General features: G+C 40.4%; 21 protein-coding genes. 16 read left to right on the top strand and 5 right to left on the bottom strand.

Annotation, left to right across the window (positions count from 1 at the left end; genetic code table 11):
- The gene (locus EDD58_RS00500; RefSeq protein ID WP_131922887.1) at window positions 1-756 is read left to right on the top strand and encodes a YebC/PmpR family DNA-binding transcriptional regulator; all 756 of its coding nucleotides are present in this window, start codon (window positions 1-3) and stop codon (window positions 754-756) included.
- Between the two features lie 192 nt (window positions 757-948).
- The gene (locus EDD58_RS00495) at window positions 949-1,926 is read left to right on the top strand and encodes a bile acid:sodium symporter family protein (protein WP_165875720.1); all 978 of its coding nucleotides are present in this window, start codon (window positions 949-951) and stop codon (window positions 1,924-1,926) included.
- Here the strand turns inward: EDD58_RS00495 and EDD58_RS00490 are convergent.
- Complete coding sequence (locus EDD58_RS00490; RefSeq protein WP_131922885.1) at window positions 1,837-2,775, bottom strand: DMT family transporter; 939 nt, start codon at window positions 2,773-2,775, stop codon at window positions 1,837-1,839. The genes EDD58_RS00495 and EDD58_RS00490 overlap by 90 nt on opposite strands.
- 245 nt (window positions 2,776-3,020) lie before the next feature.
- On the opposite strand from EDD58_RS00490, the gene EDD58_RS00485 reads away from it, so the two are divergent.
- From EDD58_RS00485 to yajC, 10 genes are all read left to right on the top strand, one after another.
- A complete protein-coding gene (locus EDD58_RS00485; RefSeq protein WP_424321645.1) occupies window positions 3,021-3,512 on the top strand; it encodes a PCYCGC motif-containing (lipo)protein in 492 nt (163 codons plus the stop codon).
- A 301-nt stretch (window positions 3,513-3,813) separates the two neighbouring features.
- On the top strand, window positions 3,814-4,728 hold the full coding sequence (locus EDD58_RS00480; RefSeq protein ID WP_165875719.1) for a polysaccharide deacetylase family protein: 915 nt from the start codon (window positions 3,814-3,816) through the stop codon (window positions 4,726-4,728).
- A gap of 274 nt (window positions 4,729-5,002) precedes the next feature.
- On the top strand, window positions 5,003-5,839 hold the full coding sequence (locus EDD58_RS00475) for a YitT family protein (RefSeq protein WP_424321644.1): 837 nt from the start codon (window positions 5,003-5,005) through the stop codon (window positions 5,837-5,839).
- A gap of 430 nt (window positions 5,840-6,269) precedes the next feature.
- Window positions 6,270-6,767, top strand: coding sequence for a crossover junction endodeoxyribonuclease RuvC (gene ruvC / locus EDD58_RS00470; RefSeq protein WP_131922883.1), 498 nt, complete (start codon window positions 6,270-6,272; stop codon window positions 6,765-6,767).
- A 5-nt stretch (window positions 6,768-6,772) separates the two neighbouring features.
- Complete coding sequence (ruvA, locus tag EDD58_RS00465; protein WP_131922882.1) at window positions 6,773-7,399, top strand: Holliday junction branch migration protein RuvA; 627 nt, start codon at window positions 6,773-6,775, stop codon at window positions 7,397-7,399.
- Between the two features lie 13 nt (window positions 7,400-7,412).
- Window positions 7,413-8,411 (top strand): Holliday junction branch migration DNA helicase RuvB, encoded by a 999-nt coding sequence (ruvB, locus tag EDD58_RS00460; protein WP_131922881.1) that lies wholly within the window; start codon window positions 7,413-7,415, stop codon window positions 8,409-8,411.
- Window positions 8,408-8,626, top strand: a complete 219-nt coding sequence (locus tag EDD58_RS00455; RefSeq protein ID WP_131922880.1) for a DUF2905 domain-containing protein — start codon at window positions 8,408-8,410, stop codon at window positions 8,624-8,626. The genes ruvB and EDD58_RS00455 overlap by 4 nt, the downstream gene beginning before the upstream one ends.
- A gap of 54 nt (window positions 8,627-8,680) precedes the next feature.
- Window positions 8,681-9,715: a tRNA preQ1(34) S-adenosylmethionine ribosyltransferase-isomerase QueA gene (gene queA, locus EDD58_RS00450; RefSeq protein ID WP_131922879.1), complete on the top strand. Its 1,035-nt coding sequence runs from the start codon at window positions 8,681-8,683 to the stop codon at window positions 9,713-9,715.
- A 184-nt stretch (window positions 9,716-9,899) separates the two neighbouring features.
- Window positions 9,900-11,036 (top strand): tRNA guanosine(34) transglycosylase Tgt, encoded by a 1,137-nt coding sequence (gene tgt, locus EDD58_RS00445; RefSeq protein WP_131922878.1) that lies wholly within the window; start codon window positions 9,900-9,902, stop codon window positions 11,034-11,036.
- Between the two features lie 46 nt (window positions 11,037-11,082).
- Entirely contained in the window at window positions 11,083-11,409 is a 327-nt protein-coding gene (yajC, locus tag EDD58_RS00440) for a preprotein translocase subunit YajC (protein WP_131922877.1), read from the top strand.
- A 62-nt stretch (window positions 11,410-11,471) separates the two neighbouring features.
- Here the strand turns inward: yajC and EDD58_RS00435 are convergent, their stop codons facing one another.
- The gene (locus EDD58_RS00435; protein ID WP_243648595.1) at window positions 11,472-11,867 is read right to left on the bottom strand and encodes a TIGR04086 family membrane protein; all 396 of its coding nucleotides are present in this window, start codon (window positions 11,865-11,867) and stop codon (window positions 11,472-11,474) included.
- 286 nt (window positions 11,868-12,153) lie between these two features.
- On the opposite strand from EDD58_RS00435, the gene EDD58_RS00430 reads away from it, so the two are divergent.
- Window positions 12,154-12,798 (top strand): DUF421 domain-containing protein, encoded by a 645-nt coding sequence (locus EDD58_RS00430; protein ID WP_424321643.1) that lies wholly within the window; start codon window positions 12,154-12,156, stop codon window positions 12,796-12,798.
- Window positions 12,799-12,818: 20 nt separating this feature from the next.
- Here EDD58_RS00430 and spoVB read toward each other — a convergent pair whose 3' ends face one another.
- Window positions 12,819-14,411: a stage V sporulation protein B gene (gene spoVB / locus EDD58_RS00425; RefSeq protein WP_131922875.1), complete on the bottom strand. Its 1,593-nt coding sequence runs from the start codon at window positions 14,409-14,411 to the stop codon at window positions 12,819-12,821.
- A gap of 188 nt (window positions 14,412-14,599) precedes the next feature.
- On the opposite strand from spoVB, the gene EDD58_RS00420 reads away from it, so the two are divergent.
- The 3 genes from EDD58_RS00420 (at window position 14,600) to secF (ending at window position 17,161) form a co-directional block, all read left to right on the top strand.
- Window positions 14,600-14,896, top strand: coding sequence for a post-transcriptional regulator (locus EDD58_RS00420; RefSeq protein ID WP_131922874.1), 297 nt, complete (start codon window positions 14,600-14,602; stop codon window positions 14,894-14,896).
- Between the two features lie 137 nt (window positions 14,897-15,033).
- Window positions 15,034-16,260, top strand: coding sequence for a protein translocase subunit SecD (gene secD, locus EDD58_RS15075; protein WP_243648594.1), 1,227 nt, complete (start codon window positions 15,034-15,036; stop codon window positions 16,258-16,260).
- A complete protein-coding gene (gene secF / locus EDD58_RS15070) occupies window positions 16,250-17,161 on the top strand; it encodes a protein translocase subunit SecF (protein ID WP_243648593.1) in 912 nt (303 codons plus the stop codon). The genes secD and secF overlap by 11 nt, the downstream gene beginning before the upstream one ends.
- 108 nt (window positions 17,162-17,269) lie before the next feature.
- On the opposite strand, the gene EDD58_RS00410 is transcribed toward secF, so the two are convergent.
- A complete protein-coding gene (locus EDD58_RS00410) occupies window positions 17,270-18,568 on the bottom strand; it encodes an MFS transporter (RefSeq protein ID WP_165875718.1) in 1,299 nt (432 codons plus the stop codon).
- Window positions 18,569-18,664: 96 nt separating this feature from the next.
- Complete coding sequence (gene lanKC, locus EDD58_RS00405) at window positions 18,665-21,331, bottom strand: class III lanthionine synthetase LanKC (RefSeq protein WP_131922872.1); 2,667 nt, start codon at window positions 21,329-21,331, stop codon at window positions 18,665-18,667.
- Between the last annotated feature and the right edge of the window lie 173 nt (window positions 21,332-21,504).

Below are 21,504 nucleotides of genomic sequence, written 5' to 3'. Positions count from 1 at the left end.
ATGGCAGGTCATTCAAAGTGGAAAAATATCCAACATCGGAAGGGACGCCAAGATGCAATTCGTGGAAAGATTTTTGCTAAGTTAGGTCGCGAAATCTATGTAGCTGCTCGCCAAGGAGATAAAAATCCAGATAATAACCAGAAGCTTCGTATGGTGATTGCAAAGGCCAAAGCACAAAATATGCCCAATGATAATATTGAACGTGCCATTAAGAAGGCGGCTGGCGGCGGAGAAGGTAAAGATTACGAAGAAATTATGTATGAAGGTTATGGACCTGATGGGATTGCTGTAATGGTAGAAGCACTAACCGATAACCGGAATCGGACTGCTGCCGATGTCCGCCATATTTTCTCTAAGCGGGGAGGAAATCTGGGCGAAACGGGTAGTGTAGGTTGGATGTTTGAACGAAAAGGAGTTCTTTTTATTTCCCGTGATGAGGAAAAGCGAGATGAAGAAGAACTGATGATGCTTGCATTGGAAAGTGGAGTCGATGATTTTGAAGTGCTTGAAAAAGGATATGAAATTACAACAGAACCAGAATCCTTTGAAGAAGTGAAGCAAAGCTTAGAGAGTGCAGGGGTCCATCTCTCATCAGCAGAGGTTACCTTTATTCCATCTAATAAAGTAAGTATTCATGGTGAGACCATTAAAAATGTATTAGATCTTATGGATGCGTTGGAAGACCATGATGATGTTCAAAATGTCTATGCGAATTTTGAAGCAGATGAAGAAGAGATAGTGAAATATACAGAATAACCGTAGTAGAAAAAGCACTTGAACTTGAGTCAAGTGCTTTTTTGTTGTTTCTGTAAAAGAGGATCTTTGATTTATATGGGATATTCGATGAATCATTTTACAGAGCCATAGAATAAGATAGGAAAAATTCGTAGGGACTCAAATGAAATCATTTGGCACGATAGAACAGCCGACTTCAAAGGGGAGATGGGGATGACCTATTTTGAACGAGTAGGCAAGCTGAGTTCGATGATTTTAGTAGTAAGTGTTATTCTGCTTTCTGTACTCTCTTATTTTTATCCAACTGTATTTGCTTGGTTAAGTCCGTTTTCCTATCCACTTTATGCGATTTCATTTTTCTTTATTGGAACACAGATTTCTTGGTCTATGGTAGGGGCTGTTCGCTTTCAATTTCGTCCATTGTTGATTGGTTTGTTGAGTCAATGCTTAATCATGCCATGTATTGCGTTTTTGATTGCACAGGGCGTTCAACTATCTCCTGAAGCTTTTCTGGGCTTTATGCTGATCGCTTGTTGTCCAGGAGGACTAGCCACTCCGCTTTGGGTTTATCTTTCTCGCGGTGATGTGCCATTAACGATGGGGCTTAAACTCGTTCACACCTTGTTAAGTCCGATTCTGATTCCAGTTCTTTTTTGGATTTTTACTTCCCAAACAGTTCCGATCCCTGTTGAAGAGATGTTCCTACTTTTTTCGCTCGTGATTCTCTTACCTTTTTTACTAGGAATTAGTGTCGGATCAGCTACTTTTAAAATAAACTTAAAAAGAGCACAGAGTAGCGTACCTCTTCTTGTCATCATCCCAGTCTGTCTCACAGTTTCTTCCTCAATGGCTCATGCAGATTTATCTGCCTTGTGGAAAATAACCTCAGACCCATTACTCCTTGCAGTCATTTTACTTCATCTCGGAGGATGGCTTTGGGGATGGGGAATAGCACGATGGTTAGGCTGTTCCTTGACACAACAGATTACTATATCTCTAGAGACCCCTTCGCGCAATACTCATTTAGCCATATGGATAGTCGTATCATCACTCTCTCCGTATGCTTTGGTTCCGATCATTGTATATCATTTATGGCAATACTTAGCTGGATCGTTTGTAACCTATCTTTTTTCTGTCCTTCTTAAGAGAAATGGGGATCTCGGAGAGAATCATTCCGCCCAAAATAAATAAACACCCGATCAAAGCACTTCCTCCTAGTGTTACCCCTTGCCACCAGTAGTCCGCCAAAGCGGCAAATACAGGCTCTGTAGCAAAGATTAAGGCCACTCGAGTAGGAGTGGTAAATCGTTGGACATAGGTTTGTCCTAGAAAAGCTAGAGCAGTAGCGAAGATCGCTGTGATTAGAAGAGCGATGAGTACAGATGGGTTTAAAATGACATCTTTTTGGAAAATTCGCTGCCAAGGTTCAAAGATGAAGGCAAACAATCCACTTAGAAAAGTTACAGTAGCCATTTGAATCGTTACAAGGTGAAAGATGGATGTTCGTGACGAATATTTACCTGTGAAAATAACTTGTAAAGCGAAGAAAATGGCACAAGTAAAAGCGAGTAGATCTCCCTGGTTAATCGCTTTAAAATCTTGAAAGGTCAATAAATAAAGTCCGATTACAGCAAAACTGACTCCTATGATGGCAGCTAACTTGATCCGTGTTTTTAGTATGAAAATAGAAAGCACAGGAACGAGTACCACAGAAACGCCTGTCAGAAATCCAGCTTTACCAGAGGTCGTGTACAAAAGACTAAATGTTTGAAAGGCATAGCCAAGAAATAGGAAAATTCCTAAAGTCATTCCGCCAATCCAAACGGTTTGTCGTGGAGTTTCTCTGGAGGGTTCTGCACGAGTGATGAGAACGAACAAAAACAGGAGTAAAGTTGCCATTCCAAAGCGAACGGTTAAAAATGAGAATGGGGGCAGGGTGTCAATGGCATCTTGCACCAACACAAAGGTAGCTCCCCAAATAAAAGAGATCAAGAGAATAATTCCATCGGCCATCCAGCGATGTTGTTGTAAAAACGGCATTTAGGTACTCCCTCCTTGGATATATGGATATTAAGCCCCACAGATGAGAGTGGCTTCCTTCATCAAGGCATATAGAAAATAGTATAATAGAGATAGTCTCATAAATCATAAAAGACTTTGCTTTCATAGATGTAAGTGAATACTTTCAAAAAGAACTCTCTGGTGTGGTTAAATGAGAGACAGAGATCATTGTTGAGTTTATAATAGCAATTAGAGTCACAAGGAGGAGAATTATGAACCGTTTTATTAAGATAATCGCAGTCATGATTTGCACTATTTTTATCATTCCTTTAGCAGGCTGTTCATCAGATCATGATGAAGACCAACAGTCTCAGACAACTGAACCTCAGATCCAGATGAGTAATGGGGATCTCCAAGAAGAAACACCGAATCTCTCTCAATTACCGACATTTTTACAACAAGTAGACCCTCAAATTGTGCGTGTCTATCAGTTAGCCGCTAAATATCCAGATGTAATTCAACATATGCCTTGTTATTGTGGATGTGGACAAAGCGTTGGGCATAAGAGTAATCAGATGTGTTTTATGAAAGAGATCAAAGAGGATGGAAAAGTAGTTTGGGATTCTCATGCGATCACCTGCTACAATTGTCAACAAATTGCTGTCGAATCGATCGCATTAAAAGAGCAGGGCAAATCATTAAAAGAGATCCGTCATTTTATTGATGAAAAATATAAAGAAGGATATGCAGAGCCTACCCCTACCCCTATGCCATAAGAACAGTATAAAATGGTAATGTTTGAAGGATGATAAGAGGGAACCACCATCCAATGTGTGAGGGATTGGATGGTTCCAGTTTTTTATTCTCTCAAAAAAATTCATAGTATTGACTTTTATGAAGTGGAATTCAATTAAAATTTCTAGTAAGATTAGTGTCGAAATATCTGGTTTGTGATAGAATGGTCGTTAGTTGCTAGATTTTACCGGTGATTGTTGATACATATGATAGCAATGTTTGTACTTAAACTCAGTTCATTTTGAAGTTTTTGTTTGTTTTCACCATGAAGGAGTGACGATGATGCAGATCTATGCGAAAGCAGGGGTTGTCATTCTTCTTACTTGGAGTCTTTTAGCTGGGTGTATGAACTCACCAGAATCAAACTTGTCTGCAGAAAAGCCGACGGAAAAGCCTCCGATGAAGGCAACACAGGAAGTTTCTTCCGATCCAGAGGCTAAAAAAGAAAATCAGGCAAGTGCCAGCAAGCAAGATGAGCCCAATACAGTCGAGAATCAAGCAAACCCAGTGTTTCAACAAAAACCTAGTCAACAGGAAGCTATAAACAAAGAACAAGAACAAATGAAAAAGCAGGTTCTTTTTTATAGAGGTTCAAAGCATAAGAAGCGTGTTGCATTAACCTTTGATGATGGACCCGATCGTAAGCATACGCTTCATGTGTTACAAGTGCTAAAAAACGAAAATGTTCCAGGCACTTTTTTTGTTGTAGGTAATATGGTTCAGAAACATCCAGATGTCTTAAAACAAATTGATCAAGAAGGTCATGTCATTGGTAATCACTCATGGAACCATCCGCAGATGACAAAACTATCAGCGAAAGCAGTGGATGCCCAGATCAATCGCACCAATCAGGAAGTATACAATCTAATTGGCAAAAAGCCTTTATTATTCCGCCCTCCTTATGGAGCAATCAATAAGCGAGTGGAAAATCAGATTGGTGGGAAAGGGATTAAAGTGGTTAACTGGAGTGTTGACACCAATGATTGGCGTGGTAGATCCTCGAAGCAAATCTTAGATACAGTAAAAAGTGAGATTGAACCAGGTGGTATTATTTTACAACATTCATCAGGTGGAGATAAACTACAAGGTTCGATGGAAGCTCTTCCTGAGATCATCAAATATTTAAAGGCACAAGGTTATGAGTTTGTAACCATTGATGAACTGATCTATGCTCCAGCGTACAAGAATGAAGGTTGACAGATAAATCATAAACAAAACCTCTAGACTTCGATCGAAGTTTAGAGGTTTTGTTTTTTTACTCATTAAAAATAATTCAACCTGATTCGAAAAAACATATGGTATAATTTTTTATTGGATTACTTTATATAATAGTTAGAGATGATTTTCATATTCTGGCAAATCTTTACTTAGATGGGTGGGTTGGAGTATGGAACAGCTCTAGTTAAGTGAATGGATGGTGAAGAACATCGAACAAACTGTACAACAACTACCTAAACAAGAACTTTCAGTGATGAAAATCTTGAAAAGAATCTTTTTTATTCTGCTAGGGTCTACCCTTGTTTCAGTTGGGTTAGAGCTATTTATGGTTCCTAACAATGTGATCGATGGGGGAATCGTTGGTATTTCCATCATCTTATCATATCAAACAGGCATAAAGTTAGGTATCTTTCTCTTCTTATTAAACTTACCCTTTTTTGTGTTTGGATATAAACAGATTGGAAAAACCTTTGCTTTATCCACCTTGCTAGGTGTTGTTGCTATGTCGATAGGAACAACACTTCTTCACCCGATCGAGCCAGTAACCCAAGACCCTATGTTAGCAGCGGTATTTGGGGGAATCATTCTAGGAATTGGCGTAGGCTTAGTTATTCGTTATGGTGGCTCCCTAGATGGGACTGAAGTGTTAGCTATTTTAATGACAAAGAAACTTCCTTTTTCAGTAGGGCAGATTGTGATGTTTTTCAACTTTTTCATCTTGGGCAGTGCGGGCTTTTTCTTCGGATGGGATCGCTCTATGTATTCATTAATTGCATACTTTGTTGCCTTTAAAATGATTGATATTACCATCGAAGGATTTGATGAAACCAAGTCTGTCTGGATTATTAGTGAAAAGCATAAGGAGCTAGGGGATGCAATTCTCCATCGTTTAGGACGTGGGGTAACTTATCTCAATGGAGAAGGTGCATATACCGGTGATATCAAAAAAGTCATCTTTTGTGTTGTTACTCGACTCGAAGAGGCTAAATTAAAATCAATTGTAGAACATATTGATCAGGACGCTTTCTTAGCAATTGGAAATATCCATGATGTACGTGGAGGACGCTTTAAAAAGAAAGATATTCATTGATTCCTTTACTTTATTAACTAGCTTTATATGAGCATTTTAGTCGCATATGGATCAGATCCCACCGAGTCGCTGTTTCTCTATCTTACTCTCGCAGTAGATTCTCAAAAGCAGTAGATTCTCAAAAGTGGCTCGTCAGAGAAACATCTCCCCTTCCAGGTACAAGCTACCTTTCATGTCGAGTGAACGAAGAATTGTTAGTAACGAATAATAATAAAAATTATACCTAGCTATCCATGACTTAGCGACATATAAAGTGAGTGGTTGCTAAATCATTGATGGCGGGTGTGATTAATATTTTTTGGAGCCTTTCTTTGTAAAGAAGGCTCTTTTATTGTGAAGGAGGAAGGTGTGTCTGCACTAAATGTAATGATATATGGTATAATCATTGTTTGAACAGAATAAATGTTCGTATTTTGGAGGGAGAGTTTTCATGCGAATCATGGGGATTGACCCTGGGATCGCCATCGTAGGGTTTGGGATTGTAGAGCAAAAAGGAAATCAACTTAAAGCTGTAGAATATGGCAGTATTCAGACTGAAGCAGGTCTTTTAACTGCGACCCGACTGAAGCAAATCTATGATGCTTCGACCTTACTCTTTCAACAACATCAGCCACGAGTCGTGGCCATTGAGAAACTTTTTTTTAACCGAAATGTTACAACTGCATTTACTGTTGCTCAGGCACGTGGAGTGGTGATGCTGGCAGCGGAAGAAGCAGGAGTTGCGATTACAGAATATACCCCTTTGCAAGTGAAAATGGGAGTTGTGGGGTATGGTCAAGCTGAAAAAAGACAGGTACAAGAGATGGTGAAAATGCTATTGGGATTGCCGAAAATACCAAAGCCAGATGATGTAGCTGATGCCTTGGCAATCGCTATTTGTGAAGCCCATTCTTCTGGTGGCTTGGAACAGCTAAGAAAACGGAGTTGAAAGGTATGATCGAATTTATAGATGGTAAGATCGCCTATCTGTGCAATGATTACATAGCCGTACAGGTGAGTGGAATGGGGTATCAGGTGTTTGTTCCCCATCCATTCCATTGGAGTGATGAAGAAGAAGTTCGGATCTTCATCCACCACATTGTTCGTGAAGATGCTCAGCATTTATATGGTTTTGCTACACAGGAAGAACGAGATTTATTTCGCTTATTACTTGAAGTATCAGGGATTGGTCCTAAGGCGGGATTGGCAATGATTGCAGGTGGAAGCCCACGTCAACTTGTTCAAGCGATTCAAATCGAAGACCTTAAGTTTTTAACGCGAATCCCTGGGATTGGGAAAAAGACCGCTCAGCGTTTGATCTTAGATTTGAAAGACAAGTTAGCTAAACAGGGCTGGCTGGATCGTTTTCCAGAGATGGTGGAGACCACTCTCCAAACGGTTCCTTCAGGTTCTCAAGGGCAAATGAGGTTGGATGTCATTGATGCCTTAGTGGGTCTTGGCTATAATGAGGAAGAAGCAGAACGAGCGGCAAATGAAGCGTTACAATCTTCAGGAGTAGAAAACATGTCTGCTGAAGATTGGATCAAGCGAGCACTTCAACAATCCATACGTACATCATGAAGGGGGTGCGAAGATGGAAGAACGCATCATCTCGGCGAAGATGACCATGGAAGATGAGATGGTAGAATATAGCCTGCGCCCTCGTTATTTGAATGAATATATCGGACAGACACGAGCGAAGGAAAACTTAAAAATATATATTGAAGCTGCTAAAATGCGTAGTGAAGCACTTGATCACGTATTGTTATATGGTCCTCCTGGCTTAGGAAAAACAACCCTTTCACATATTATCGCTAATGAATTGGGTGTAAATATCCGAACGACCTCAGGCCCAGCAATCGAGCGCCCTGGAGATTTGGCAGCAATCTTAACCAATCTTCAACCCTACGATTTATTATTTATCGACGAGATTCATCGACTCAATCGTTCCGTAGAGGAAGTTCTGTACCCAGCAATGGAAGATTATGCTCTCGATATCATGATCGGCAAGGGACCTAGTGCTCGATCGGTCCGTTTAGATCTCCCACCTTTTACTTTGGTTGGTGCAACCACACGTGCGGGCTCCCTTTCAGCACCTCTTAGGGATCGCTTTGGTGTGGTCAGCCGATTGGAATACTATACGGTGGAGGAATTATCTTTCATTGTTTTACGAGCGGCTGATCTTTTTCAGGTAGGTATTCATGAAGAAGGGGCAATGGAAATCGCATCTCGATCACGTGGCACACCACGGGTTGCTAATCGCTTGCTCAAACGAGTGAGGGACTTTGTCCAAGTACAAGGAGATGGAATTATTACAGGAGAAGCGGCCAGAGGTGCATTGGACCGGATTCAGGTGGATAAACTGGGATTAGATCATGTAGATCATCGACTTCTCATGTCCATTATTGATAAATTTCGTGGGGGACCAGTCGGCTTGGAGACCCTAGCTGCGACGATTGGTGAAGAATCCAATACAGTGGAAGATGTATATGAACCCTATTTGATGCAAATAGGCTTCTTGCAACGTACATCACGAGGGCGTATGGTGACCCTTCGCTGTTGTGAACATTTTGGAGTGGAGTGGCCCAAATGAATCCCGTAGCGAAAATGCTCATCATTGGTGGAGGTGTTCTCATTCTCTTTGGTCTCCTATGGCAAGTGGGAGGTAAGTGGATTCCACTGGGGAGATTACCTGGAGACATTGTGATTGAAAAGGAGAATGTGAAATTCTACTTCCCAATTATGACGAGCATCATTGTGAGTATTATTCTCTCCTTGCTTGTCTATCTCTTTCGCCTGTTTCGTTGAACGGGCGATTTCTTTTTGCTACAGAACTTATATTTAAAAGAGTGGTGAGTAGTTATGGATGTTTCATTATATGATTTTTTATTGCCAAAGGAACTAATTGCACAAACGCCTGCCCAAGAGCGTATATCTTCACGTTTGATGGTGGTAAACCGTGAAACGAAAGAGATTCAACACTCTCATTTCCCACAGATTCTGGAGTATGTTCAGCCAGGAGATGTACTCATTTTTAATGACAGTCGAGTAAGACCTGCACGGTTGATTGGGGTGAAAGAAGAGACAGGAGCAAGAATTGAACTCCTCTTGTTAAAACCGTTAGGCGAGGATCGTTGGGAAGCATTGGTGAAACCTGCCAAACGAGTAAAAGAAGGCACAGTCATTGATTTTGGTGAAGGGGAATTGAAAGCGATTGCGGAAGAGCAGATCGAAGTGGCTGGGGGAAGGGTTTTTCGCTTGCAATATCAGACCGACAACATCGAAGCCTTGTTTGAGAAATTAGGTGAGATGCCCTTACCTCCATATATTCATGAGCGGCTAGACGATCCTGAGCGGTATCAAACCGTATTCTCAAAAGTGGTTGGTTCAGCAGCGGCCCCTACGGCGGGGTTACATTTTAATGATGATTTATTAAACCAGTTGAAGCAAAAAGGGGTTCAACTTGGTTTTATTACGTTGCATGTAGGGCTTGGGACATTTCGCCCTGTCACCACTGAACGGATCGAAGAACATCAAATGCATGCTGAGTATTACGAGTTGAGTGTAGAAACAGTGGAAATGATTCAGCAAGCGAAAGAAAGAGGAAATCGAGTCTTTGCTGTGGGTACCACCTCTGTCCGTACTTTAGAAACGGTAGCTAAGCGATTCGCTGGTCAAATTCAACCATGCCATGGGTGGACCGATATTTTCATCTATCCTGGATACCGCTTTCAAGTGGTTGATGGCCTGTTAACAAATTTTCATTTACCACAATCGACTTTGCTCATGTTAGTAAGTGCATTCGCATCGCGAGAGCTGATTCTTAAAGCTTATGATGAAGCTGTGAAGGCACAGTATCGCTTTTTTAGCTTTGGGGATGCCATGCTTATTCTTTAGTAGCATTGGAATTTACTTTACCTAATGATAAAATATTTATTTGGCGAGACATAAACTCTGATTTAAGACTAATTCACCATCTATTTCTCAAAAAACTTGTTCTCTGATCACTTACTTATTTATAATGGTAAGCAGGGATGTAACCATTTACGTCATATTGGTACATATGTAGGAGGAAACACAGTTGGCTGTTCGTTATGAACTGATTAAAGAATGTAAGCAATCGGGTGCCCGTTTGGGGCGTTTACATACTCCGCACGGTACGATTGATACTCCCATATTTATGCCTGTTGGAACCCAAGCCACCGTTAAGACAATGAGTCCAGAGGAACTGAAAGAGATGCATGCACAGATTATTTTAAGTAATACCTATCATCTCTTTTTACGACCTGGTCATGAAGTGGTCAAGGAGGCGGGTGGGTTACACTCGTTTATGAACTGGGATCGCCCCATTCTGACAGACAGTGGAGGATTTCAAGTATTTAGTTTGAGTCAGCTACGTAACATCACTGAAGAGGGCGTCTCGTTTCGTTCGCATCTGAGTGGGGAAAAGTTATTTATTGGTCCAGAAAAAGCCATGGAGATTCAAAATGCACTGGGTGCCGATATTATCATGGCATTTGATGAATGTCCCCCTTATCCAGCTGAACGAGAATATGTCCAAGCTTCCACTGAAAGAACCTATCGCTGGTTAAAAAGGTGTATAGATGCTCATCAACGTCCGAATGATCAAGCGTTATTTGGGATCGTGCAAGGTGGAATGTATCAGGATTTACGTGAAGAAAGCGCAAAAAAACTTGTCGAATTGGACTTGCCTGGTTATTCCATTGGAGGGTTAAGTGTTGGGGAACCCAAGGACATCATGTATGAAGTTCTGGGATATACTACACCACTATTGCCTAAGCATAAACCACGCTATCTGATGGGGGTTGGATCTCCCGATGCGTTGATCCAAGGATCTATTCTTGGGATTGATATGTTTGACTGTGTGTTGCCTACAAGAATTGCCCGTAATGGGACAACCATGACGAGTCAAGGGCGGATAGTCATTCGTAATGCTAAGTATGCCCGTGACTTTACTCCATTGGATCCTGAGTGCGATTGTTATACTTGTCGTAATTATACACGTGCTTATCTTCGCCATTTGATTAAGGCAGATGAGACATTTGGCTTACGTTTAACCACTTATCACAATCTACATTTCTTACTTCAATTGATGCAACAGGTACGGCAAGCGATTCTGGAAGATCGGTTACTCGATTTTCAAGAAGAATTTATGGTTCGATATTACGGCTCAACAAACCCAGTCACGGCGTTTTAGAGCCTGATATATTATGCAAGCAAAATATAGAGGAGGTTAAGGACTTATGCCACAACAATACACATCTCTGATCATGATTGCTTTTGTGTTTATTGCATTTTATTTCTTTTTGATGCGCCCACAACAAAAACAACAGAAACAACGTGCGCAAATGCTTAGTGCCCTAAAAAAGGGAGATCGGGTGATTACGATTGGCGGGATTCACGGTTCTATTGTGGATCTGACCGAAGAGAAAGTAACTTTAAAAGTGAGTGACAATACCCGTCTAGTATTTGAACGTTCTGCCATCAATGCTGTAACCAATGCGGAAGAAACAACGACTGTGAATACCGAAAGTAAAAAAGAAGAAAAAGAAGTTAGTGAAGAGAAGTAAGACTTCAAAGAGCTCTCCAGTAAGGGGAGCTCTTGTTTGTTGAATTTAATCAATCGTTTTACTTATTGATTTCCTGTATTGACACCTAAGATGCCACCAATTGCACTAATACCAAATGAGGAAATGGCAAATAGAATGGGATTGATCACCATGGCAGTATCAAAAGCGAGAAAACCAATCAGCATGACAAGTAGGGCATAAATAATTCCTTGTAATCCCCCATAGTACCAACCACGTTGTTTCGATCTCCTCCCTGAGACAAATCCCCCAATCAATAAAGCTAATGCATTGATCATATAAGCAATAATCGGCAAAGCATCCATCCCCATGGAAGTATAACGGATCAATAAAGCAATCATGAAAGATCCTAAGAGTATGAGTGACCAGATGAATAATTGCCCAAGTAACAATGGGGACTTCCAGCTTCGTCGGGCTGAATCTAATAACATTTCTTTCATCTCATAATCATCCTCTACCCAAGTTTGGTACAGCAATGTCGAAATACCCAATAGATAGGTGCTGATGCCTTATCAGAGATGACTTGAGCTGCTTTACCGAACCCCCTCATCGACATTACTGAGTTTGGTACATGTTATGAGTCATAATTGGAATTTATTCACTATCGCCTTCGTTCATAAATGATAGGGTAATAGGTAAGATTAAAGGGGAATAGATGAACGGGGGGATTAGTCAGTGGTATGGTGGACCATTTTCTTGCGAACCGTTTTATTATATTTATTTGTGATGTTAGTGATGCGGATGATGGGAAAGAGAGAGATTGGAAAATTATCCATTCTTGATTTGATTGTTTCTTTTATGATTGCAGACATTAGCGTAATTGTTATTGAAGATGAATCAGTTTCTCTACTTAAAGGGATTATTCCGATTGCGACCTTAGTTATTTTACAGGTGATTCTATCTTATCTTTCATTAAAAAGTACTAAAATGAGAAGATTTATTGATGGAAACCCCTTTGTAGTTATAAAAAATGGGAAGATTCAAGATCGAGATATGGCACGTTCCCGCTACAATTTAGATGATTTACTAATGCAATTACGAGATAAAAATATTCCAGATGTTGCAGATGTGGAGTTTGCAATACTCGAAACATCCGGAAAATTGAGTGTTTTCCCAAAAAAGGAAAAATCCCCTCTTACGATTGGGGACTTACCTAAAAATCATTCATTAAAACCTTTTTCTATGCCCACTCCTATGATTATAGAAGGAAAAGTCCAAGAGGAAGGACTCAAAAAAATCGGCAAAACCCGATTCTGGCTTAAAAATGAAATTCAGAAAAAAGGATACAAAGATTTTAAAGAGATTTATTATGCAAGCATCAATGATGAAGGGAAGCTATTTATTGACCGCAAAGATAACAAAGAAGAGTGACTATGGAGCCTATAGAAAGATTATTTCGAAGGCGGAAGTAACTTTGCGATCCATTTGCCTACATAAGGAATTCGATTTACATCATCTTTGTGAATCAAATCTAATAGAAGTAGACAGAGTCCATAAGTTCCCATGCAGACTAAAATCGTAAGTATTACATGGATGAGTAGTGAATCTCCTTGTCGTATATACATTTGATAGGCGACAATCCCAACAATTGCAACTGCAAGTAATAGTTTGATCCAATCCATCAATTGAATAGTAAAAGGAACTGTTTTTAAAATACTAATAAAATGTAAAGCTGTCACAATAATGATGCCACAGTTAATCGCGATTGCAACTCCATCAATCCCTAGACTAGGTTGCGAGGCAAGTGCAAAGATTAATCCAGTTTTAATAAAAGCACCAAAGATAGAGTTACGCATCGCCGTTTTAGCTTGATCCAGACCTTGTAAGACAGAAGTTAATGGACCTTGTAAATAGAGAAAAACAGCAAAAGGAGCTATAATTTTCATCAGACGGGCAACATCAGGCTCGCGATAAATCAGAACGGAGACCGGTTCAGCTAAGATAAATAGTAAAACAGCACAAGGGGCACCTATAATCATGGCAAGTCGGATGGCTTGCTGAAGACGATGTTCAACCATACGCATATTATTTTGTGCAGCCGCTTCACTGATTGCAGGTACAAGTGAAACGGCTAAGGCATAAGTGATGAATGCTGGAAAGAAAATGAGTGGGATCGCCATTCCTTCGAGTTGTCCATACATCGCTGTGGAGGTAGCCGTAGTAATACCTGCAATGGCTAAACTTTGTGCAACCACAATGGGTTCAACCGCATAAGAAAGAGATCCTACCATTCGACTAGCTGTAACAGGGAGAGCGATCCGCACCAGATCTTGAATAGCTGAACTCCATTGTTTGAAAAATGGTTTTCGTTGTTGGGTTGAACTTTGAGTACTCTTAAATAATATGGGCCTTTTGGGATCTTTTTTAAACCGAAAGAGTAAAAATGACATCCCTGCAAGCTCACCAATCACCATTCCGATCATAGCTCCAGCAGATGCAAATTCAATACCGTAAGGTAACAAATAAGTGGCTAGAGAAAGAACTGTAAAAATACGAACCGTTTGTTCAATAATGGTCGAAATCGCATATGGACTCATATTTTGCCTACCTTGAAAATACCCCCGAAACACCGAAGATATAGCGATCACAGGGATAATAGGAGCAATTCCCATCAAAGAGTAGACTGTTCTTTCGTCGGTTAGTAAGGTATTGGCAATGACAGGAGCGCACAATAGGAGTAAACTTGTAAAGAAGATACTAGTGAATATAACGACCATGATTGCTACAATAAGAATGGAGCGTATTCGGTGTTCTTCATTTTTTGCTTCTGCTTCTGAGACTAGCTTTGAAATGGCAACTGGCAATCCAGCTGTAGTGATGACAACAGTAAAGATGAGGATCGGAAAAGCCATATGGAACAATCCAATCCCTTCATCACCAATAATACGAGAAAGAGCAATTCGGTAAATAAATCCGAGAACTTTTGTAATGAATCCTGCACCGACTAGAATGAGGGTGCCATAAAGAAAACCACGTTTGCCCAACCCCCGGCCCCTCCTTTGACAAGAGATCGTTGGTACAACCTATGCCTTGTCCTTCAAACTCATACCAAAAAAATATAAGCCATCTAAGAGGGAAAGATTGACATTAATAAAGAGCAGGATTCTAGGATGCTGTTGTCGAACTATATATGTTTTGGAGAAGCTGGAAAACTCTTACGAGGAGGCCCTAAATGACACGACATAAAATATTAAAGCCTGTTACACGGGCGAGGGAAAAACAATCAGGACTTTTAAGGGAACAAGAACTGAAGAAATGTATTGAAGACTTGTGTAATAGCAAAGCTGAAGAGTTTCGAATGTATGGATATGACAATGTGACAGGTGAGCAAGTCTGGGCTTGTGTTTCAGAGAAATATCATAATGGTTGGCCAAGACTCAACCGTTTGGTAAATGATATTATGTCTTTAAAGGCAAATCGTTTTATGAATTGGTTGATGCTTTCTGTATATAAAAATGAGGGTAGATAATTATTGGGGGTCATCGGCAAATGGAGTAGCTGATGACTTTTTCATTTTTAAGATAACTTAAATTGACAACCCTTTAATCTGTTGGGATAATTAAAAGCATGACGTTTGGTTGAGTTTTGAAGGAGGAGCCTAGAGAGATGAAAGTGCGAAAAGGAAAACTAACCATATTCATCCTCCTCACGGTCGCGATTTTGGCAATTGTATCCACAACAACGGTAAAGGTGTGGAACAATATTACCAAAGGGCTCGACTTACAAGGCGGATTTGAAGTGCTTTATCAAACGGATCAAAAAGTATCTGTTCAAACCTTGAATGACGCCGGGAGTGCGCTGAATAAACGTGTTAACGTACTCGGAGTGAGTGAACCAGAGATTACAGTTGAACCACCGAATCGAATTCGTGTTCAATTAGCTGGTGTTAAAGATCAACAAAAAGCAAGGGATATCCTAGGTAAACCTGCACAACTCACTTTTCGTGACCCTTCAGGTAAGCAAATTTTGCTTAATGGAAACGATTTAAAAGAAGGTGGGGCAAGCCTCACTTATGATGAACAAAATCGTCCATTGGTTGCGATTAAATTGAAAGATGCTAAAAAGTTTCAGGATATCACGACAAAATATCTTGGGCAACCCATTCCCATTTACTTAGATGAAACATTGCTAAGTGCTCCTACGGTTAATGAGCCGATTCCAGGAGGGAATGCAGTCATTCAAGGGCAAAAGACGGTAGAAGAAGCTCAGGAGCTTGTCAACTTACTGAAAGCGGGTGCTATTCCAGTTAAATTAACAGAAGTTCAAAGTTTCGCTGTTGACCCGAGCTTAGGTGAGAAATCATTAAAGGATAGTATGATTGCAGGTGGATTAGCCATTATAGCGATCTTCGTCTTTGTGATTGGTTACTATCGTCTTCCAGGATTTGTCGCTGTATTAACATTGATTGCTTACTCTTATCTTGTATTACTCACATTTATGTTATTAGGTGTTACGCTCACCCTTCCGGGGATTGCAGCTCTTATTTTAGGAATCGGGATGGCCGTTGACGCTAACATTATTATGAGTGAGCGGATTCGGGAAGAATTACGAATTGGTCGTAGTGTTCCAGCGGCAGTAAAAGCTGGTTCTAAGCGATCGTTTATGACAATTCTAGACGCTAACCTTACCACTGTCATTGCAGCTGCCGCCCTCTTCATTTTTGGGACAGCGGGTGTAAAAGGGTTCTCAGTTTCTTTGATGGTAGGAATTGCAGTCAGTTTTATCACGGCAGTGGGCTTATCTAGAATCATGATGACCTTGTTAGTAAGATCAAACTTAATTAAAAAGCCTGCTTTGTTTGGTGTCAGGGAGGATGAGATCAGTGACTTATAAATTTGATTTTGTCAAGCATCGTAAAGCATTCTTCCTGATTGTGATTATCACTTCCCTTATAGCCATTGGCTCATTATCGATCCAAGGACTTAACTTAGGGATTGACTTTGTTAGTGGTACACGCTTAGATGTTACATTTGATAAGCCTGTTGACCTTGAGAAATCACGTCAGGTGATTGAGAAGATGGGGTACAAAGACCCTAACCTTCGAGTAGGTGGCGATCAAAAAGATGTTTTGATTTTCCGCCTAGATCAAAAAATAGACAAGCCAGCTGTTGATCAAATTCGAGATCAAATGGATCAAGCTTTTCAAACCAAAGTTGTTGTTCAAGAACAAACTGTTGACCCCATTATTGGTCGAGAATTAGCCAAAAATGCGATGTACGCTCTTTTGTTAGCGTCACTGTTTATCATTATCTATATCACTTTCCGCTTTGAGTATCGTTTTGCAATCGCCGCTATTTTGGCCCTCCTATATGATGCATTATTTACCGTAGGGATGTTCTCACTATTACAAATAGAGGTGGATCTAGTCTTTATTGCAGCCATTTTGACGATCGTTGGATACTCTGTGAATGATACGATTGTTATTTTTGACCGGATTCGTGAAAACCTTAACCTGCACAACCCCAAAAATTTTGATGACTTATCCCAGTTAGTCAATGTGAGTATTAACCAAACATTAACCCGCTCAATCAATACCGTGTTGACTGTTGTTTTTGCGGCAGCGGCACTCTATATTTTGGGTGGAGAAAGTATTAGCAACTTCTCCTTTGCTTTGTTGATTGGATTAGCTTCTGGAGCCTATTCTTCGATTTTCATTGCTAGCCAGATATGGGTTTCATGGAAATGGCATTCAATGAAAAGAGATAAAGGGAAAGAGCCCATAACAGCTGAATAAATAATTAAAAACTACCGTGAGGATTGGCCTTCGGTAGTTTTTAATTTGCGAATAGAAGAGATGAAAAATGACCATTCATCTAAGATGAATGGTCATTATCATTTAGTATTAGCCACCTACAGCTTCTTCCTCCGCTATGGATTTCTCCTGAGTCACGTTTGAAATGCGTGCAGTTCGAATGTGGCGGTTCAACCAAGCTACACCACAACATCCTAAATACCAAACACCACCTGCAATGAAAAGGGGCACAACGCCCAGAAGATCTGCTAGCCATCCACCTATTAAGCTACTAACAGGAATGGCGATCACTGATAAGCTAGAGGAAATTCCCCAAACACGCCCCCGATATTCTTCAGGTACTAGTACCTGGATCACGGTTCCCATTGCAACAATACCAATAGTCATTCCAAACGAACGAAGTGCCATCAGACTTAGACTTAGTGGAGTCCAAGTGGATAAGGCCATCCCGATGATCGTCATACTTGTGATTCCAAGGGAAAATCCTAAGAGACGTCCAGCTCCAATTGAACGTTCAAGAGGTCCTGTCACAGCTCCTCCTCCAATGGCTCCTATGACAAAAGCTGATTGGAGCATTCCTAAAATAGAGGCGTCACCGTTTAACTGTTGATCTACTAAACCAGGTAATAATGGGTTCATAAAAGAAGCTACATTTACTAGAATAGTTAGAATGACCATTGATTTCACTACGGGTTGATCTGAAATCACTTGCCATCCTTCAACCAAATCACGTCGAAATTGGGGTTTCTTCTTAATCGAAGAGGGTTCTTTTCGTTTGGGGATTCGAGCAAATGTGATACAAGCGGCCGCAACTAAAAATGAAATCGAATTTCCAATGACAGCCCAAACAGAACCAACCATAGCAATCACTACGCCTGCTACTGAACTACCCACTAAAGCTGCTACTCTACTTATAGAAGTGAAGATCCCTGTGGCTGTAGTCAAATGCTCTTTACCAATTACTTCTGGCATGATTGAGTATTGGGCAGGCATCAAAAAGGTAGATAAACTATTGAGTAGTATAACTGTGATAAAAATAATAATCGAAGAGGGATGTTCCCAGCCAATCATCGTAACTGCTAGGATTCCTACGACTATGGCGGAAAAAATATTGGTGACTACCATAATCTTTTTACGATCCCAACGGTCTACCAAAGTGCCTGCGATGGGACCAAGCAAGATTCGGTCCAAATGCCAGACCACCTGGATGAGAGCTGTTTGTAGTAAGGATTGACTATGTGTATATACAATCCAAACTACTGCCATATTAAAAAAAATATCGCCAATCATTGAAATGGTTCCACCGCTCCATAACAGCATTAAGGTGCGGTTTTTTAAAAGCTGGAGGTAGATGGACCCTTTGGAATCAGGGTTAGATGGGGAACTCATGATCCACTCCTTTCTAGGAAAGCAGTTTGTTGTATCATGTTGTTCATCACGCTGCAAGGATGCTTGTAACATGCTCACAAACTTGCTTTCCGAAGATTATAAGAGTTGGTCTAGTGTAAAGTTGAAATTCCCCAACTTTTGGTCAGCATGAGCGAGTCGGTTTAAGAATAGAGCGATTCCTGATGATCCGGTAGCAAAATCGGTTGAGATTCTTAATAGTTGCTCTCCAGGAAAAGCGATTCCTTCAGGTCGCTGAATTTGATAAGGAAGAACTCCACTTGCTACTCTTTTAGCTTCTTTGAGATATTTTTCATCACCTGTGAAATCATACGCATCTAATAAAAAGTTACCTAGTCCAGATAACCCCCTAAATAAGCCTGGGAATACTGTATACTTTCTGAAAGAGTCTCTTGCCAACTTTTCAAATGTCTTGAGATACTCAGGATCTTTAGTATAAGACCCATAACGAAGTAATACTGTGGCAACCCCAGCTGAACCATCTTGCCAGTAATGAGAGAGCACATTTTCTTCAGAAGAGCCAGCTTTCCCCCGTGGCATTGTAAAATATCCATCTTTTTCGGTATAGATATGAGATAAGTCAAAAGCTAGAGCTGACTTTCCCAATTCTAGGTACTTCTCTTCCTTGGTCGCAATGCTTAAATATAGAAGAAAGAGTGCAACTCCACTTGAACCTTGCGAAAGCCCTAACCATGCATTTCCACCTGTGTCAGGCCAATAGCAATGGCCATTTTCGTTTTCTTTTTTTGTTTGAAGCAACCAATCGCCTACTTGAGTTGCTTGATTTAACCAATGCTCATCTTTTGTATTCAGATAAAAATGAAGAGTAGACATTCCATATCCTGCCATCCCGTAATAAAGATCAGCTTGTTGCCATAAAAGAGGATGGTTTTCAATGGAACGCATCGTTTTTAAAGCTAGATCTTCCATTCCAATTTCCCAGAGTGCCCATGAAATCCCAGCTAATCCTATATAAAGACCCGGTGGATAGCTGTTATGATCTACCGATTGGGTTAACAACCAGGCTTTAATTTTCGATGGAATCTCCCCATCGATTTTATTTAAAGCATAAGCAACGCCTAAAGCTCCGTTTGCCACACTGAGTGGATTCGTATAGTACACCGTTAGATCTGCAGGAAATAATCGATCCTGACGAAGAGGGTCAGCATTTTTTCGAATGTAATTAGTTACATTGTTAATGATTTCGATCATTTCTTGGCGCTCAATCATTGGAGGTAAAGAAGGTTTTTGATCAAAGTCAGGGTCTGTTTGGGTTAACATCGTAACAACCTGATGAGCTGTGGGTCGTTTCCCGGGATCCTCACTCATACATTTTTTTACGATTTGGAGCAGGTTTTTAGGGATGCCTAGGTCGGCACCAATGGAATCGATAAATAATGATTGAGATGATGGCTGTAAATCGATAAAGGTATTAATCAAGAACATGGTACCTAACATGACTGCACCAAGTGAGTATATATCATCTTCTTTGGTGTGTATTTGACCTCGGGATGGGCTCGTATAGCCGGGAGTTTTAATTTGCGTAGGAGGATGTACACCAATCTCCATCGCTGCTTCCAGGTCAATAATACGAACTTCTCCTCGATCTTCATTGCTTAAAAGTACATTTTTAATAGAAAGATCCCCACAGACAATGTTTTGATCATGCATAGATGCAAGACCCTGAGAGAGGCTTGTCCAAATTTTATGTAACTTTTTAGCATATGCTTGCTTTACATTTTCTTTGGGATGGATTTCTACAAGAGGACCTGAGGAGATCATAAAACGCGCTAAATCAGGACCGTCGATATACTCTTCAACCAAGAATAGGTGTTCCCAGTCCCAAAATAAGTCGATCGGTTGTGGACAGATTCCCAGAGGGCTTAGCTTCTCTAAAAGCTCATACTCTTTTTTGAGTCGATCTGTAGCATCATGGCCGTTAGCATCGACTTGAGTAAAAGGTCGGGCTTCTTTGATAATCACTTTTTTTCCAGTGTGTAAGTCTTGTGCTAGATAAACCCCACCAGTAACGGAAAAGTTAAGTGCACTCTCAATCTGATATCTACCTTCTTTGAGAAGAGGATCACCCTCATGGTCTTCAGGTGGAAAAGGATCTGAAACCCATGGTGGAGGGGAAAAGTATGGCATTCGATAATCGGGATAAGGCTTCTGGTCTGGGGTAGTCAATAGATAGAGTCGATCTCCTGATAAGGTGAGGTTATAAAGAGCCCGGATCGCTCCATAGCGATAATAGATGACATGTGAATCTTTATAACGACGATCTGTAAGAATATAGGGTCCTTGATATCCTTGAAGAGCAATATAAAGTGCTTCGATCAACTCACGAAAATGCTCTTCATTCAAAGGATAGATGGTAATGAATTTCCCGCTTGCTTCTCGAGTCCATCCTTTACCCCCAGTCAAAGATACTAAATGTTGGTCTAGCAAGAACTTATATGTTACGTTTCTTTCAATGCAAATTTCAGAGACTTTGCGAAGAATCTCTTCACAGTTTGATGGAGTCGCCGAGATATGAATCTTCCAACCTTGTTGGGGAAGTGAAATCCCTGGCGGAGAAACTCGAAACCATACATTATTTCGTTTCGTCTTCCATGTTGAAGGAACCATGGGGATCACAACATGAAATAGTTCATCACTAGGTTGATATTTGTCTAATGATTCATACCAATCTTTATGAACCATGCGATAAAGATAATATTGAGATATCCGTCTACTATTATCCATCTAATCACACCTCGTTTTTTATCGAATGTAATAATAGATTTAATTATATAAGTTCCCAATATTAAAAAAACAGGGCTGAGAAGGAGTAATTGGATTCAGCCCTTTAAAATATTTTTAAACTCTATGGATATTAGCAGCTTTGAACGTCACAAGAAGAAATGCTAAGTGCAGGA

The organism is Hazenella coriacea (assembly GCF_004341825.1).
Taxonomy (GTDB): Bacteria; Bacillota; Bacilli; order Thermoactinomycetales; family Thermoactinomycetaceae; genus Hazenella; species Hazenella coriacea.
This window is presented reverse-complemented; position numbering and strand designations above follow the sequence as displayed.

Coding starts and splice junctions, on each gene's coding strand:
- EDD58_RS00500 (WP_131922887.1), top strand. CDS start 1: ATGGCAGGTCATTCAAAGTGGAAAAATATCCAACATCGGAAGGGACGC.
- EDD58_RS00495 (WP_165875720.1), top strand. CDS start 949: ATGACCTATTTTGAACGAGTAGGCAAGCTGAGTTCGATGATTTTAGTA.
- EDD58_RS00490 (WP_131922885.1), bottom strand. CDS start 2,775: ATGCCGTTTTTACAACAACATCGCTGGATGGCCGATGGAATTATTCTC.
- EDD58_RS00480 (WP_165875719.1), top strand. CDS start 3,814: ATGCAGATCTATGCGAAAGCAGGGGTTGTCATTCTTCTTACTTGGAGT.
- EDD58_RS00475 (WP_424321644.1), top strand. CDS start 5,003: ATGAAAATCTTGAAAAGAATCTTTTTTATTCTGCTAGGGTCTACCCTT.
- ruvC (WP_131922883.1), top strand. CDS start 6,270: ATGCGAATCATGGGGATTGACCCTGGGATCGCCATCGTAGGGTTTGGG.
- ruvA (WP_131922882.1), top strand. CDS start 6,773: ATGATCGAATTTATAGATGGTAAGATCGCCTATCTGTGCAATGATTAC.
- ruvB (WP_131922881.1), top strand. CDS start 7,413: ATGGAAGAACGCATCATCTCGGCGAAGATGACCATGGAAGATGAGATG.
- EDD58_RS00455 (WP_131922880.1), top strand. CDS start 8,408: ATGAATCCCGTAGCGAAAATGCTCATCATTGGTGGAGGTGTTCTCATT.
- queA (WP_131922879.1), top strand. CDS start 8,681: ATGGATGTTTCATTATATGATTTTTTATTGCCAAAGGAACTAATTGCA.
- yajC (WP_131922877.1), top strand. CDS start 11,083: ATGCCACAACAATACACATCTCTGATCATGATTGCTTTTGTGTTTATT.
- EDD58_RS00435 (WP_243648595.1), bottom strand. CDS start 11,867: ATGAAAGAAATGTTATTAGATTCAGCCCGACGAAGCTGGAAGTCCCCA.
- EDD58_RS00430 (WP_424321643.1), top strand. CDS start 12,154: ATGTTAGTGATGCGGATGATGGGAAAGAGAGAGATTGGAAAATTATCC.
- EDD58_RS00420 (WP_131922874.1), top strand. CDS start 14,600: ATGACACGACATAAAATATTAAAGCCTGTTACACGGGCGAGGGAAAAA.
- secD (WP_243648594.1), top strand. CDS start 15,034: ATGAAAGTGCGAAAAGGAAAACTAACCATATTCATCCTCCTCACGGTC.
- EDD58_RS00410 (WP_165875718.1), bottom strand. CDS start 18,568: ATGAGTTCCCCATCTAACCCTGATTCCAAAGGGTCCATCTACCTCCAG.
- lanKC (WP_131922872.1), bottom strand. CDS start 21,331: ATGGATAATAGTAGACGGATATCTCAATATTATCTTTATCGCATGGTT.